Source organism: Enterobacter sp. RHBSTW-00175 (assembly GCF_013927005.1).
Lineage (GTDB): Bacteria > Pseudomonadota > Gammaproteobacteria > Enterobacterales > Enterobacteriaceae > Enterobacter.
In genome coordinates, this window is record NZ_CP055930.1 from 2,743,101 (window position 1) to 2,757,754 (window position 14,654).

Annotated in this window: 17 protein-coding genes, 1 tRNA gene and 1 pseudogene; 8 read left to right on the forward strand and 11 right to left on the reverse strand. The window is 52.8% G+C overall.

Translation table 11 applies throughout. The annotated features are described in order from the left end of the window. Positions 1-43: 43 nt before the first annotated feature. From pyrI to HV107_RS12975, 3 genes are read right to left on the reverse strand one after another with little or no spacing between them, the layout of a single operon-like run. Entirely contained in the window at positions 44-505 is a 462-nt protein-coding gene (pyrI, locus tag HV107_RS12965; RefSeq protein WP_182059392.1) for an aspartate carbamoyltransferase regulatory subunit, read from the reverse strand. A gap of 12 nt (positions 506-517) precedes the next feature. Then, positions 518-1,450, reverse strand: coding sequence for an aspartate carbamoyltransferase (pyrB, locus tag HV107_RS12970; protein ID WP_014068689.1), 933 nt, complete (start codon positions 1,448-1,450; stop codon positions 518-520). A 34-nt stretch (positions 1,451-1,484) separates the two neighbouring features. Then, positions 1,485-1,589: a pyrBI operon leader peptide gene (locus HV107_RS12975; RefSeq protein ID WP_022646880.1), complete on the reverse strand. Its 105-nt coding sequence runs from the start codon at positions 1,587-1,589 to the stop codon at positions 1,485-1,487. On the opposite strand from HV107_RS12975, the pseudogene HV107_RS12980 reads away from it, so the two are divergent. Beyond that, positions 1,569-1,686, forward strand: a pseudogene (locus tag HV107_RS12980) (hypothetical protein). The gene HV107_RS12975 and the pseudogene HV107_RS12980 overlap by 21 nt on opposite strands. Positions 1,687-1,689: 3 nt before the next feature. Here the strand turns inward: HV107_RS12980 and HV107_RS12985 are convergent. The 5 genes from HV107_RS12985 to arcA form a co-directional block, all read right to left on the reverse strand. Next, on the reverse strand, positions 1,690-2,169 hold the full coding sequence (locus tag HV107_RS12985; RefSeq protein WP_014068690.1) for an arginine repressor: 480 nt from the start codon (positions 2,167-2,169) through the stop codon (positions 1,690-1,692). Positions 2,170-2,244: 75 nt separating this feature from the next. Further along, complete coding sequence (locus tag HV107_RS12990; protein ID WP_182059393.1) at positions 2,245-3,648, reverse strand: YfcC family protein; 1,404 nt, start codon at positions 3,646-3,648, stop codon at positions 2,245-2,247. Between the two features lie 47 nt (positions 3,649-3,695). Next, complete coding sequence (argF, locus tag HV107_RS12995; RefSeq protein ID WP_182059394.1) at positions 3,696-4,700, reverse strand: ornithine carbamoyltransferase; 1,005 nt, start codon at positions 4,698-4,700, stop codon at positions 3,696-3,698. 123 nt (positions 4,701-4,823) lie between these two features. Further along, positions 4,824-5,735, reverse strand: coding sequence for a carbamate kinase (locus tag HV107_RS13000; RefSeq protein ID WP_182059395.1), 912 nt, complete (start codon positions 5,733-5,735; stop codon positions 4,824-4,826). A gap of 10 nt (positions 5,736-5,745) precedes the next feature. Then, positions 5,746-6,966, reverse strand: coding sequence for an arginine deiminase (arcA, locus tag HV107_RS13005; protein WP_182059396.1), 1,221 nt, complete (start codon positions 6,964-6,966; stop codon positions 5,746-5,748). A 669-nt stretch (positions 6,967-7,635) separates the two neighbouring features. Here arcA and HV107_RS13010 point away from each other — a divergent pair. Continuing rightward, entirely contained in the window at positions 7,636-8,088 is a 453-nt protein-coding gene (locus HV107_RS13010; RefSeq protein ID WP_182059397.1) for a YhcH/YjgK/YiaL family protein, read from the forward strand. A gap of 188 nt (positions 8,089-8,276) precedes the next feature. On the opposite strand, the gene argF (HV107_RS13015) is transcribed toward HV107_RS13010, so the two are convergent. Next, a complete protein-coding gene (argF, locus tag HV107_RS13015) occupies positions 8,277-9,281 on the reverse strand; it encodes an ornithine carbamoyltransferase (protein WP_182059398.1) in 1,005 nt (334 codons plus the stop codon). Next, positions 9,251-9,346, reverse strand: a complete 96-nt coding sequence (gene argL / locus HV107_RS27110; RefSeq protein WP_217188093.1) for a putative translational regulatory protein ArgL — start codon at positions 9,344-9,346, stop codon at positions 9,251-9,253. The genes argF (HV107_RS13015) and argL overlap by 31 nt, the downstream gene beginning before the upstream one ends. Before the next feature lie 99 nt (positions 9,347-9,445). Between argL and rraB the strand changes: the two genes are divergently transcribed. From rraB to HV107_RS13040, 5 genes are all read left to right on the forward strand, one after another. After that, a complete protein-coding gene (gene rraB / locus HV107_RS13020) occupies positions 9,446-9,868 on the forward strand; it encodes a ribonuclease E inhibitor RraB (RefSeq protein ID WP_182059399.1) in 423 nt (140 codons plus the stop codon). 42 nt (positions 9,869-9,910) lie between these two features. Beyond that, the gene (gene miaE / locus HV107_RS13025; protein WP_182059400.1) at positions 9,911-10,669 is read left to right on the forward strand and encodes a tRNA isopentenyl-2-thiomethyl-A-37 hydroxylase MiaE; all 759 of its coding nucleotides are present in this window, start codon (positions 9,911-9,913) and stop codon (positions 10,667-10,669) included. 30 nt (positions 10,670-10,699) lie between these two features. Then, positions 10,700-11,431 (forward strand): topoisomerase II, encoded by a 732-nt coding sequence (locus HV107_RS13030; RefSeq protein ID WP_182059401.1) that lies wholly within the window; start codon positions 10,700-10,702, stop codon positions 11,429-11,431. Between the two features lie 105 nt (positions 11,432-11,536). Then, positions 11,537-11,621: transfer RNA gene (locus HV107_RS13035), tRNA-Leu, on the forward strand. A 90-nt stretch (positions 11,622-11,711) separates the two neighbouring features. After that, a complete protein-coding gene (locus HV107_RS13040) occupies positions 11,712-13,607 on the forward strand; it encodes a site-specific integrase (RefSeq protein ID WP_182059402.1) in 1,896 nt (631 codons plus the stop codon). 132 nt (positions 13,608-13,739) lie between these two features. Here the strand turns inward: HV107_RS13040 and HV107_RS13045 are convergent, their stop codons facing one another. Continuing rightward, positions 13,740-14,024, reverse strand: a complete 285-nt coding sequence (locus tag HV107_RS13045) for an NIPSNAP family protein (protein ID WP_085013932.1) — start codon at positions 14,022-14,024, stop codon at positions 13,740-13,742. Positions 14,025-14,114: 90 nt separating this feature from the next. Here HV107_RS13045 and HV107_RS13050 point away from each other — a divergent pair, with 90 nt between their 5' ends. Next, the gene (locus HV107_RS13050; RefSeq protein WP_047747920.1) at positions 14,115-14,645 is read left to right on the forward strand and encodes a hypothetical protein; all 531 of its coding nucleotides are present in this window, start codon (positions 14,115-14,117) and stop codon (positions 14,643-14,645) included. Positions 14,646-14,654: the final 9 nt, after the last annotated feature.

Sequence of the window (14,654 nt, forward strand, 5' to 3'; positions counted from 1 at the left end):
GTCCCGGCCATTATAACAGCCGGGATTTCATTACCAACCTCAATTAGTTGGCCAGCACCACATAATGAGAAAACTCCTTTTCGCAGTATTTGCATTTGAGTGCGATGTCATCAGCGCGTTTTTTCACTGTAAAACTGGAAGAAACAGGCTCAGCATGGCTGATGCAGTTGCTGTTCGGGCAGACCAGCACGCTTTCGATACGATCCGGCAGGCTTGGGCGTGATTTACCCACTACGTCATAATCGTCGATACGGTTTACGGTGGCGTCCGGTGCGTACAGCGACAGCTGGTTTACCTGCTCGTCGGTCAGGAACGTATTCTCAATTTTGATCAGATCTTTGCGGCCCATTTCGCCAGACGGCAGGTTCAGACCGATGGTGATGCGCTGGTCGGTTTCGGTCAGTTTGAACAGGGTCAGCAGCTTAAAGCCCACCTGCGCAGGGATGTGGTCAATCACGGTGCCACGTTTGATGGCTTCAACCTGAAGTTTGTTATCGTGTGTCATTGTCATTTCCCCTTACAGAGCTAATTCGCGATTCAGAACCAGTGCCAGTAACGCCTGGCGAGCGAAGATGCCGTTCCCGGCCTGCTGGAAGTACCAGGCGTGTGGCGTCTTATCAACGTCTGTTGTGATCTCATCGATACGCGGCAGCGGATGCAGCACCTTCATGTTGTCGCGCGCGCCCTCGAGGTCGCTGGCGCGCAGCACAAACTGCGCCTTCACGTTGGCGTATTCGGAGGGATCCAGGCGCTCTTTCTGCACGCGGGTCATATACAGAATATCCACGCTGTTCATCACCTCTTCGATGCTGGCGTGCAGGCTCCACTGGATGCCTTTTTCGTCCAGCATATCGAGGATGTACTGCGGCATCGCCAGCGCGTCCGGGGCGATAAAGTAGAAGCGGTTACCGTTAAATTTCGCCAGCGCCTGGGTCAGGGAGTGGACGGTACGGCCATATTTCAGGTCACCGACCATGGCGATGTTCAGGTTTTCCAGGCTGCCCTGGGTTTCCTGAATGGTGAACAGATCCAGCAGCGTTTGCGTCGGGTGCTGATTCGCGCCGTCCCCGGCATTCAGTACCGGAATGCCACCGGAAAACTCGGTCGCCAGACGGGCGGCGCCTTCCTGCGGATGACGCATCACGATGGCGTCAACGTAGGTGCTGATAACTGAAATCGTGTCCGCCAGCGTTTCGCCTTTTTTACCCAGCGACGTGTTGCTGCTGTCTGAGAAGCCCACCACGCTTGCGCCCAGGCGGTGCATGGAGGTTTCAAAGGAGAGGCGCGTACGGGTAGAGGCTTCGAAGAAGCAGCTCGCAATGACTTTGTGTTTAAGCAGCTCCGGTTGCGGATTCGCCTTCAGTTTTGCCGCGGTTTCCAGAACCAGTTCCAGCTCTTCGCGGCTGAGGTCGTTTATGGAAATGATGTGTTTTTGATAAAGCGGATTCATGTTTATCTCCTGACGCCGGGCAAAAAAAAGCCCCTCAAATGAGGGGCTCTGGGAATAGGTTTAGCAACGGGAAGAAAAACGGCAGGCCAGCGTCTGATTTCAGACGCGGTAAGACGTTATGTCGTACACGCTTGACCATGCTTCCTCCCGGCAAATTGTCGGGCATTATACGCACCCCGATTTTCGGATCAAGCGATTTAATGCACACTTTACTCAATGCAAACGGTTCTTTGTGAATATTAATTCGTTCTAAGTAAATAATTAATTTGTTTGTGCACCAGGGCAGTGCGCTTTACCACGCGTGGCGCAACCCAGACAATACTGCTTCCGGCAACCACGCCTAAAATTTCCGGTAACTGGTGATAATCCAGAATACGCGCCACCGCGCGGCCATATCCGGCAACGGTGTGGATAAGGATAAATTCGCTATTATGCTCCACGCTGACCACCATTTCGGAAACCGTACGAGCGGCATCGGGCGCCGGGCGTAACTGGTGATTCAACGAATAAATCTTTAGCCCTTTGGCATTTCGAATTTTTATGACACCGAGCAACTTGAGCAGACGTGAAACGGTGGACTGACTGATGCTGTCGAACCCCCGCTCCTGTAAGTCGCGGCGAATTTCTTCCTGGGAGAGATAACTCTTTTCGGTAATCAGACGCTGACACACTGTCAGCTGTAGCTGTTCCTTTGGAGAGTAATCACCATATTCCGTCATAACTTAATCCCATGTAATTGGCTGAAACAAAACGCCCGGTGGCGTTACGCTTACCGGGCCTACAACGTCAAAAGATCACAACAACGCCCCGAGGCTCAACGCCACCATAATCACCACCGTCAGGATCGCCAGCAAAGGGGCAACCCACTTCAGGTAACGCACGTAGGGGACGCGGGCGATCGCCAGCCCGCCCATCACGACGGCAGAGGTCGGCGTGACCAGGTTAACGATGCCGGAAGCCGACTGATAAGCCGTCACTACCAGGTCGCGGTTGACGTTAGCGAAATCGGCAAGCGGTGCCATGATCGGCATCGTCAGAACGGCAAGGCCGGATGAAGAAGGCACAAGAAACGACAACACCACCTCCAGCCAGTACATCACGTTGATAAATGCGACGGTCGGCAAACCGCTCACCAGCCCTTCAGCGCTGTGCAAAATGGTGTGGGTAATCATGCCCTTATCCATTATCACTACGATACCGCGCGCAATACCGATAATCAGCGCGACACCCAGCAAATCCCGCGCGCCGTTGATAAAGGTTGAGGTAAGTTCTTCTTCGCTCATGCGGGCGATAAGCCCGACGATGATCGCGCTGGCGAGGAACACCGCGGAGATCTCCGCCATCCACCAGCCAAGCACCGCCACGCCGTAAATCATCACCGCGAAGGCGAGGGCGAAAATCACGAGGATGATTTTGCGCACCGGGGTAAATTCCAGCGACTGTTCGCCTTTGTTGCCGAGGAAATGGGCGAGGTTTTCTTCCTGCTTGTCTGCAACGATAGAGAGAGACGGATCCTTGCGCACTTTACGGGCGTAACGCATTACCCACGCCACGCAGATGACCCAGCCAATCACCAGTAGCGCCACGCGCAGGGCGATACCGTTGGTAAAGGGGATCCCGGCGGCGTTGGCGGCGATCACCGTGGCAAACGGGTTGATGGTGGAGCCGAGCGTGCCGATCCCGGCGCCAAGCAGCACGGTAGACGCCGCCACCACCGGATCAAAACGGGCAGCCAGCATCACCGGCACCAGCAGCGTGTAGAACGGCAGGGACTCCTCGGCCATACCGTAAATCGTGCCACCTGCGGCAAACAGCGCCATCAGGATCGGGATCATCCACTCTTCGCGACCCCTCAGGCGGGTGGTGACACGCTCGATCCCGGCATCAATGGCCCCGGTTTTGGTGACGATCCCCAGAAACCCCCCGATGATCAGAATGAACAATGCCACGTCGATCGCACCCGCCTGACCAGACTCGGGATCGTACAGCCCGGCGATAGGAGCCATCAGCACCGAAATAATGCCCTGCGGATGTGCGGCAACGTGGGCGTAAGTTCCGGCAATGGGCACTTCTTTGCCGAGGGCCGCGTTCATTGCCATCTGGTACTGACCGGCCGGAACAACCCAGCTCAGCGCGGCCACAACGGCAATCAGAAAGAAGAGAATGGTGTAAGCAGAGGGAAACCTGAATTTGCCCATGATGTTCTCCTGAAACCCGGCGCGCCCCGTGGCACGCCGGGCGGTGATTAGTCGCCGAGTGTCGCCACCATGACCGCTTTAATGGTGTGCATCCGGTTTTCGGCTTCGTCGAAGACGATAGAGTTCGGTGATTCAAAGACCTCTTCCGTCACTTCCAGCCCTTTCAGGCCGTAGGCCATTTCGATTTCGCGACCCACTTTGGTGTGCTCGTTATGGAACGCAGGCAGGCAGTGCATGAACTTGACGTTCGGGTTGCCGGTGGCTTTCATCACCCTTGCGTTGATCTGGTACGGCGTCATCAGGCTGACGCGCTCGGCCCAGGCTTCCTTCGGCTCGCCCATCGATACCCACACGTCGGTGTAGAGGAAATCGGTGCCGTGAACGCCTTCTTCTACGTCGTCTGTCAGGGTGATGCGTGCGCCCGTTTCTTTGGCGATGGCGCGGCACTGCTCAACCAGCCCGGCTTCTGGCCAGAAGGATTTCGGCGCCACAAGACGGATATCCATGCCCATTTTGGCGGCGCCCACCATCAGTGAATTGCCCATGTTGTTGCGTGCATCGCCCAGGTAGGCAAAGCTCAGCTCCGGCAGGGTTTTGCCCGGCGCGTGCTCGAGCATGGTCATCAGGTCGGCAAGAATTTGGGTCGGGTGGAATTCATCGGTCAGGCCGTTCCAGACCGGCACGCCCGCATACTCGCCAAGCTCCTCAACAATCGCCTGGCCGTAGCCGCGATACTCGATGCCGTCGTACATGCGGCCCAGCACGCGGGCGGTGTCTTTCATCGACTCTTTATGCCCAATTTGTGAGCCGCTTGGGCCGAGATAGGTCACCTGCGCGCCCTGGTCGAACGCGCCCACTTCAAAGGCGCAGCGCGTGCGGGTGGAGGTTTTTTCAAAAATCAGCGCGATGTTTTTGCCGACCAGGGTTTGCTTTTCGCGTCCGGCTTTTTTGGCGGCTTTCAGGTCAATGGCGAGGTCGATCAGGTACTGGATCTCTGCCGGGGTGTAGTCCAGCAGTTTGAGGAAATTGCGGTTTTTCAGGTTGATGGTCATGGGTAAATCCTTTTTAAATCGTTAGCTGTCTGATGCCCTCACCCCGGCCCTCTCCCACGGGGAGAGGGGGGCTTACATTCCCTCTCCCTCCGGGAGAGGGTTAGGGTGAGGGGAAACGGGTGCTCAATTACGAATCAACGTGCCTTTTTCGCCCGCCAGGATCTCCGCGCCATCGGCCAGTGCGCCGATCCCGGCAATGCCGTTGCAGGTTTCAACAAATTCGCGGCAGGCGGCCACTTTCGGCCCCATCGAGCCGGCGTCGAACTGCATCTCTCTGAGCAGTTCCGGCGTGACCTGTGCCAGCGGTCGCTGGGTGGGTTTGCCCCAGTCGAGATACACCGCATCGGCATCGGTCAGGATCAGCAGGGCATCGGCCTCTATCTGGCGTGCCAGCAGCGCAGCGGACAGATCTTTGTCGATAACCGCTTCAATGCCGTGGTAGCCGTTGGCGTTTTCCACCACCGGAACCCCGCCGCCACCGTTACAAATCACCAGGTGATCGCGCTGGATAAGCGCGGTAATGGCATCGCTCTCGACAATGCGTTTCGGCTGCGGGGAAGGCACCACGCGGCGGAAGTAGCGGCCATCGGCCTTAAACACCCAGCCTTTTTCCGCTGCCAGCGCGCTGGCTTGTTCTTCGCTGTAGACCGGGCCGATGTACTTGGTCGGGTGAGTAAATGCCGGGTCGGCAGCATCCACTTCCACCTGGGTGAGCAGCACGCTTACTTCACGCTGGGGCAGATTGTTTTTCAGCGCTTGCTGGAGCATGTAGCCGATCATCCCCTGGCTTTCGGCTCCGAGGATGTCGAGCGGGTAGGGCGTGACCTTGTCATACGCGCTGTTTTGCAACGCCAGCAGCCCGACCTGAGGCCCGTTGCCGTGTACCAGCACCACGCGCCACTGCTCGGTAAGCCCGGCGATGGTGCGGGCCGCCAGCTCGATGTTCTGGCGCTGGATCTCCGCTTCCAGTGGTTCACCGCGTTTGAGCAACGCGTTACCGCCAAGTGCGACGACCAGAGTGGGTTTTCTTTCCATGATGGCTCCTTTAAATTCCGTCGCGTTCCAGCGGGCAGCTCATGCAGCGCGCGCCGCCACGGCCACGCCCCAGTTCGTCGCCAGGGATTGGCAACACGGTGATCCCGGCCTTGTCGTACTTCTCGTTGGTCCAGATGTTGCGCTCGTAGCCAATCACCACGCCCGGGCGGATGGTCAGCACGTTGTTGGCGTCGTTCCACTGTTCGCGTTCGGCTTCAAAGGCATCGCCACCGGTGGTGATCAGGCGCACGTGGTTAATGCCGAGCGCTTTTTTGATGGCGTGGAGCAGGTCGGTTTCCTGGGTGCGCAGCAGGCCGCCGCGTCCATCCGGCGTGAGCGTCCAGCACTGGGCGTCTTTGCGCACCACTTCCGGGTAGACGGAGAAGGTGTCGACATCGATGTGGGTCATCACCGTGTCGAGGTGCATACAGGAGCGGTGTTTTGGCAGCTCAACGGCGATCACGCGTTCGGCCTGGCGGTGTTTGAACAGACTGTTGGCAAGGAACTCCACGCCCTGCGGGGTGGTGCGTTCAGACATACCGATTAATACCGCGCCACGGCCAATCACTAATACATCGCCGCCCTCTAATGTTGCGTGGTCGTAATTAATATTGTCGTCACCGAAGTACTTAATAAAATCACCGTCGGCAAAAGCAGGATGCCAGCGATATATAGCACGCAGGTTATTGGTTTCACGCTGGCGGGCGGGTTTGGCCATTGGGTTAATGGACACGCCGTTATATATCCAGCAGGAGGTATCGCGGGTAAATAAATGGTTTGGCAGCGGCTTCATAATAAAATCGTTTGCCGTGTGGGTATCGACGACCATATTTTTAATTGCCGCCGGAATTTCACCGTAGGTTAATCCGCCGCTTAACCGGCGTGCCAGCTCGCGATGCGGCATATCGGCCAGCCAGCCGCGGACATCGCCTGCAAAGGTTGGCCCCAGGCGATAGTCAGAGATTTGGGTTTCCAGCAGCCAGGCTTTGGCGTCTGCAATATCAAGGGTTTGTGTCAGAAGGTCGGTTAACAGCAGGACTTCCACACCCTGCTCGCGCAGCGTGTTTGCGAATATGTCATGTTCTTCACCCGCACGTTCAACGGATAACACATCATCGAATAATAATTCCTGGCAATTCGAAGGGGTTAAGCGTTTTAAACTTAAATTAGGGCGATGCAGCATAACACTGCGCAATTGACCAATTTCAGAACCGACGTAATGCTTTTCCATAATTATTCCTTTAACTGTTTTTCAGAATAAAAAGGGCTGGGCCATGCAGTTATTTACATGGCGGATAAGCTCAATTGATTTCACGGCTCATACTAGGCGACTTGTTATTTCATATTGTGATGTTGCTCACGCTGAATGGGGTATTTATGCGTTTGTTTTTATTTGCATGATGCGTATCAGATAATGACTAAATAGACATTATCCAGAGATGAATAACTACGCGATATTCTTCGGTCTTATTTGTATTTGTTATTAACTTGTAGAATTTAACGCTTTGAAATATCTGGTTATCACGTTGATTTAAAAGCATTAAATTTTCATGATGGAATGGCTATGCAAAAACACGCATTAATTATTTTTGACTTAAGGAAAATCAATAAATATTTATTTGTTGATTCTGCAAATTATCAAAATGGTGAAATGTGAGGCAGGAATGGTTTTTGTTATTAGGTTTTCGTAATCAACAGGTTGGGTTTATGCACGTAAAGCCCTTGTTCTGAGGTTATGCATAACGACTGCATATTTTCCTGTGGCCGGTTAACAGGCAATTAACAGATTTCCCGATAAACATGCGTTCTCGCAAATCTCTTCTAAAAAGTGGTGGTATGGCAGTGGTAATTCTCGTATAAAAGATAAAATGAAACGATGTTTTATATTAAGGGTTAGATCATGATTGTTGGCAACATCCACCATTTACAGTCCTGGCTGCCGCAAGAACTGCGTCAGGCCATTGAACACATCAAAGCGCATGTCACCGATGCCACCCCGCTCGGCAAGCACGATATTAACGGTAACAACCTGTTTTACCTGGTATCTGAAGACATGACTCAGCCGTTTGCTGAGCGCCGCGCGGAGTATCACGCGCGCTGTCTGGATATCCAGATAATCATGAAAGGCCAGGAAGGGATGACCTTCAGCACCCTGCCGCACGGCACGCCGGATACCGACTGGCTGGCGGATAAAGACATCGCGTTCCTGCCAGAAGGCGAGCAGGAGAAAACCGTGGTGTTAAGCGAAGGGGATTTTGTGGTGTTTTACCCGGGAGAAGTGCACAAGCCGCTGTGCGCAGTGGGCAAGCCTGCGCAGGTGCGCAAGGTCGTGGTGAAGATGCTGATTAACTGAAACGGGTTTGCTCCCTCTCCCCGTGCAAGGTAAAAGCAAAAACGACAACGCTGTTGTCGTTTTTTAATGTTTGCTCCCTCTCCCCGTGCAAGGTAAAAACAAAAACGACAACGTTGTTGTCGTTTTTTAATGTTTGCTCCCTCTCCCCGTGGGAGAGGGCTGGGGTGAGGGCACCAGCCCGCAGAGGATCACACCCCAAGCGTCGCCACCATCACCGCCTTAATGGTATGCATCCGGTTTTCTGCCTGGTCGAACACAATACTCGCCGCCGACTCAAACACCTCGTCCGTCACTTCCATCCCACCGTGCAGGTCGAACTCTTTCGCCATCTGCTTGCCGAGCGTGGTCTGGTCGTCATGGAATGCAGGCAGACAGTGCAGGAACTTCACGTCCGGGTTGCCGGTCAGCGCCATCATCTGGCTGTTCACCTGATAGCTGCGCAGCAGCGCAATACGCTCCGCCCACTTCTCTTTTGCCTCGCCCATCGACACCCACACGTCGGTATAGATGAAGTCAGCGCCTTTCACGCCTGCCGCCACATCTTCCGTCAGGGTGATTTTCCCGCCGTTCTTCGCGGCCAGCGCGCTGCACTCTGCCACCAGGCTCTCTTCCGGCCAGCAGGCTTTTGGCGCCACCAGGCGCAGATCCAGCCCGGTCAACGCGGCGGCTTCAAGCATGGAATTGCCCATGTTGTTACGCGCATCGCCCGCATACACCAGCGTCATCTCGTTAAACGCTTTGTCTGGCAGATGCTCCTGCATGGTCAGCAGGTCGGCTAACAGCTGAGTTGGGTGGAACTCGTTGGTCAGCCCGTTCCACACTGGCACGCCAGCATACTGCGCCAGGGTTTCAACCACTTCCTGACCGTGGCCACGGTACTGAATGCCATCGTACATGCGGCCCAGCACGCGCGCGGTATCTTTAATTGATTCTTTATGCCCAATCTGGCTGCCGCTCGGCCCTAAATACGTGACGCGCGCGCCCTGGTCAAATGCGGCAACTTCGAAAGAGCATCGTGTACGGGTTGAGTCTTTTTCGAAGATGAGCGCGATGTTTTTACCGGTAAGCTTCTGTACTTCCTTGCCATTTTTTTTATCAGCTTTGAGCTGTGCGGCAAGTGTCAGCAGAGAGGTGAATTGTGCAGGGGTAAAGTCGAGCAATTTCAGAAAGTGTTTCTTATACAGATCAGACATTTTATCCTCACATGGCGAACGCCACTTATTGAATTAAAATTCACTTTATATGTATGAATATTCATTTGCAACCCCGTTTCACAAATCTTTCTTACAAAGGTGGAGGCAAACACGTCCGTGTGTGAAAATAGAAGTATCTGCCGCACTTTAAAGAGGAATGAGCCATGGCAAACCCGGAACTACTGGAAGAGCAACGCGAAGAGACGCGTCTGATTATTGAGGAACTGCTGGAAGACGGCAGCGATCCGGACGCGCTGTACACCATCGAGCACCATTTCTCTGCTGACGATTTCGAAGCGCTGGAAAAGCTGGCGGTTGAAGCCTTCAAACTGGGTTACGAAGTGACCGAGCCAGAAGAGCTGGAAGTGGAAGAGGGCGACACCGTGATCTGCTGCGATATCCTGAGCGAAGGCGCGCTGAAAGCAGAGCTTATTGATGCGCAGGTAGAACAGCTGATGAACCTGGCCGAGAAGTTTGAAGTGGAATACGACGGCTGGGGAACCTACTTCGAAGATCCGAACGGTGAAGACGGCGACGAAGATGACGAAGATTTCATCGACGAAGACGACGATGGCGTGCGCCACTGATTGTATTTTGCGGCAGCTTCGGCTGCCGCTTCAGGAACCCTAATGGATTACCCGCAGATACTCGCCCCCGTACTCAACTTCCTCCAGTGCCCGACCCCGCAAGCATGGATTGATAAAGCCCGCGACCCGGCCAACCTGCCGCTGCTGCTGACCGACCACATGGTGTGTGAACTCAAAGCCGCACAGACTGCGCTCCTGCTGGTGCGTAAATATGTCGCCGATGAAAGCGGTGCCGACGCGCTGCTCGACTGGCTTAAACCCTACGAAGTCTTTACCTTCCGCGACGGCCCGGAGCCAGACTTCATCGCCCTGCACAAGCAGATTGGCAAAAGCGTGATGCCCAAAACTGACGATCCGTGGGGCCAGTTGCTTATCGACAGCATGGTGCTGCTGATAAAGGAAGAGCTGCACCACTTCTGGCAGGTGCGCGAGGCGATGCTGGCGCGTGATATTCCGTACGTCAAAATCACCGCCAGCCGCTACGCCAAAGGGATGCTGAAAGAAGTGCGCACTCACGAACCGCTGACGCTTATCGACAAGCTGATTTGCGGGGCCTATATCGAAGCCCGCTCCTGCGAGCGCTTTGCCGCACTGGCGCCGTTCCTCGACGACGATTTGCAGAAGTTCTACCTGTCGCTGCTGCGCTCGGAAGCACGCCATTATCAGGACTATCTGACCCTTGCCCAGCAGGTGAGCGACAACGATATCTCACCCCGGGTACAGCTTTTTGGTGAAATTGAAGCCACACTTATCTCGACACCGGACAACGAGTTCCGCTTCCATAGTGGCGTGCCGGTGTAAACCGACACTGCAAAAGGATGCGAGATCGAGATGAAAAAAACGTGGATGCGTATTGTCGTGGTGGCCGTAGTGGCGGCCGCTGTGGCGTTCTGGGTCTATTATGATAAGCAGCGCTTGCAGCAAGATCCTGAACAACAGCTTGATACCACCCTGAACGCCATGCCCGCCTGGCAGGTGCTGAAAGAACAAGAGCCGGCGCTGCAAAAGCGCATCCGCGAGCAGATCCTCACCATGCAGAAGGCGGGCGAATCTGAACAGCACATCATCGATGTGATCCAACCGCAAATCCTCAACCTGCAAATGTCGCGCCTGCAATACGCCCCGGATGCCAACGTGGTGGAGTATATGAAGGCCAATATGGAGCAGACCGCCTCCATCCAGAAGGTGAGTGACGATGCCTGCTTCCGGTTCTTGTATCCCGGCGTGAAGGGCGGCGTGAACCCGATGCGGGTGCTCGATAAGCCGATGATGCAGCGTCGAATGCAGGCCGATGCCGACATGATGCGCGCCGCCTACGGGAAAAACCGCCACACCGTAACACCCGAGGAGCGCGCCGCCGCCGTAGCCGATGTGCGACCCATAATGAAGGAACTTGCCGACAAATACGGCGAGGCCATCCAGCTGCTGCAAACTCCTGAGAAAGCGGTGGGCAAGGAGAAGCTCTCGTGCGATATGGTGCAGGATATGTGGGCGAAGGTGCTGAAGCTGCCAGAGCCGAAGGCAGCAGGCGTGATTCGACTGGCGGTTTCCGAGCTGGATTGATGAGTGTGCTGATTTTTTGGGCACTTAGCGTGGGTTTAGCGCGTCGCTGCTTGCATGGCGGCGCGCGACAGGTATAATCCACAACGTTTCCGCATCCCCTTCAGTGCCGAAGTGGCGAAATCGGTAGACGCAGTTGATTCAAAATCAACCGTAGAAATACGTGCCGGTTCGAGTCCGGCCTTCGGCACCAAGTCTCATGTAAGTCATTGTTTTAAGACAATTTAATCCATAATCTTGCTTGAAATCGCGTAACCCCTCTTACAAAAGGGTATACGAGGCGATGTCTCAGCGATATAAACTCTATCGTCGAACCAGCGGCATTTATGTTGTCCGCATTAGCGTTCCCCAACGTTTTCGTCGATACGCAGGACAGTGTGAGATTCACACTTCAACAGGCACTCACGATCTTCATGAAGCAAAGCAGAAGTCCGCGCTCCTGTTGGCGGTCTGGTATCAGACCTTACAAGAGTATGAACAATTGGATTATCGAACTTTAAGTGACTGCGCCCCGCTGCTTGCTGGTGAGGGTATGATCTCGCTTTCTAACTTTGCGGAGTCAATCGAGTTGCCTGTATCGCAGTTGATTCAGGCGGTGATGAATCGCAATCTCCCGGTATTCTGGCTGGCAACGGGGCAGGCTGGATTTTATGTTGAGTCTCTCTCTGAGGCCGAGTTAGATCCTCTTGATGGCAGCTACGTGCTGAACTATGGCGAAGAGCAGGGTATTGAGGGAGTTGCCAAAGGTTATCTGCAACTCACCGCGCAGCCAGCGCATTTGCGTAACATCATCAGCGACAGTTATTCAGAGGTTTCGGTATTTAAAACTGCCGGAAGCGAAGCTAAAGGCGGGTGGTTTTTCACTTCCTGTTGTCCAGTAATTAAGCCCGATAATCTGTTAATCAATAAAATCCACGCAGAAAGCCTACGGCTTGCCTGGCTGGCTAAGACAACACCACCAGCCACGATTGCTTCTGCTATCGTTTTACCTGCTACTGCCAATGAGCATGTTAACCGTAAGAATTATAGTAACAATCTCTCGTGGTTACGTGATAAATATCTAACATACAGACGCGACCATAAAGCTGCTGAAACGGTGCTCAATGCTCACCGAGACTTCTTTGATTTAATGATTGAAGTTATGGGGGATATCCGGCTTGAATATTTCGATCGGGATTTCCTACGTGCTTATGAAAGCAAGCTCCGCACCATCCCTGCCAATCGTAATTTAATGAAGATTAAATACGGCGTTAAAACGCTGGATGAACTCATAGTTAAGTCGGCAGAGCATGGTGATAAGCTGATGACAGGTGAGTCAGTCAGGAAGTATATAAACGGTCTCTACGGTTCGATGAAGTGGGCTGTAGCTGAGGGAATACTTCTAAAGTCTCCATGTGTTGACTTCTTCCCTCCTGAAGATAAAACCGAGAGAGAGCAAGATAAAGTTGATGTTTTTGAACCGCATGAACTACAAGCCATATTCTCGTTACCGCAATATGTTTCAGGAACTGGTAAGAGAAATAAACATGGGCGTTTTCATCAATATCAGCCTTATTACTATTGGATGCCTTTGCTTGCATTATTTACGGGGGCTAGAGTTAACGAATTAGCTCAGCTAAGGCTTGATGACATTCAGGAAGATGACGGTATTTACTTTTTCAACCTTGATGTTGATGGAGAAACTGATAAAAAACTGAAGAATGCCAACGCGCGTCGTGAGATTCCTATTCACTCAATGCTGATTAAATTGGGGCTTATCGAATATGTAAAAGCATTGAGGGGTGCCGGCTATGAACATCTATTCCCTGAAATTACACCGAATACAGTTAAGGGGCATGGTAAAGCCGTCTCCGGATGGTTCAATGAATCGGTTCTTAAGAATAAATTGAAACTTGAAAGGGATAGAACCAAGTCTTTTCATTCTTTTCGCCATTCAGTATCAACATACCTCAAAGAGAAAGGGGTCAATTCGGAACTACGTGCCCAGTTAGCAGGACATGTGCGCGGAAAAACGGAAACAGAAGTTCGCTATAGTAAAGATCTCAAGCCGATTCACATGGTTGAGATCGTAGAGAAGATTGACTTTTCGTTGCCTGAGATCGCTAGGTTCAACATACCCGATGGTTTGGATGCTGTCAGAGATGCGCTGCGAAGAAAGCGTGGTAAACAAACAGGCTGAGTCAGTTACTACTCAGTTGAGTGATGCTTGAATGCGCTGGGACGCTTCCTGGCGCGTTTTTTATTAAGGGTAGTGGATTTCATAGTGCCAAATTTTGAGGCGCTTAAAATGCGTCTGGTGAATCCATTTAACCTACGATTGCACCCGCAGCCCTTCCACGTTTTTAGTTGGTAGATTCATCACTGTTTTAATGCTGGTCCCTATGCTGCCAACGATGTTTTCGCGTGGACCGCTGTGCCAGTCATCGCTTGCGTAAAAAGCACTGAGAGCCGCAGCCATTTTTTCAGCGCTGTCAAAGGCGCGAATGAGGTAGTAGCAATCCGGGTCATGAAGCGAGTTGCCAAACGAAACAACATCGATCCCATGGCGGCGGTATAAAGTGTCTGCTGAACTGACCGATAAACTAGTTACACGGATTGTTACGACCTGACATTGTAACCTTTCATGCATGGTGCTCGGGTCAATAAAACACATCTTACTGGGTTCGCTTGATCAGGATTTTTTGCCATGAATAAAAAGGTTATTTTTTTGTTGCTGTCCATTATCTCCTCTCCAGGTTTCGCCGTTAGCATACCTGACCCGGTTCCTTCAGATGCTTGCCATTTTCTTTCAGGAATGCCATTCATTAAAACTCCGTCAACCTATAAACCATATGCTGAAGGCAGCGAAGACTATACGTGCGGAACACCCTATTTTGAGATAGAAACGCCGAATAGTGGCGACACTATGAACAATAACATCGCTTACTACGTATCAGGTAATCAGGACAAAACAAAGAAATTGATGCTCATGCTTAATATGAATAATCAAGATCCAAATGCCGTCAAAATTGCCCGAGGTTATTTTATAAACGGTTCATTTGAAATAATGAAAAAGATGTTTCCTCATTCTCCCGGAAAAGTTGCCGACATTGTTGGTTTACTCAGTGATGGGAAAGAAGGTGAATGGAGCGTCGATGGGTGGAAAGTCTCTTCAGTAAAAAAAGTCTGGCCTACTGGTAGAGGTTATGAACTTCGTTTCATCGTGACATCTGGCTGATGGTATAGG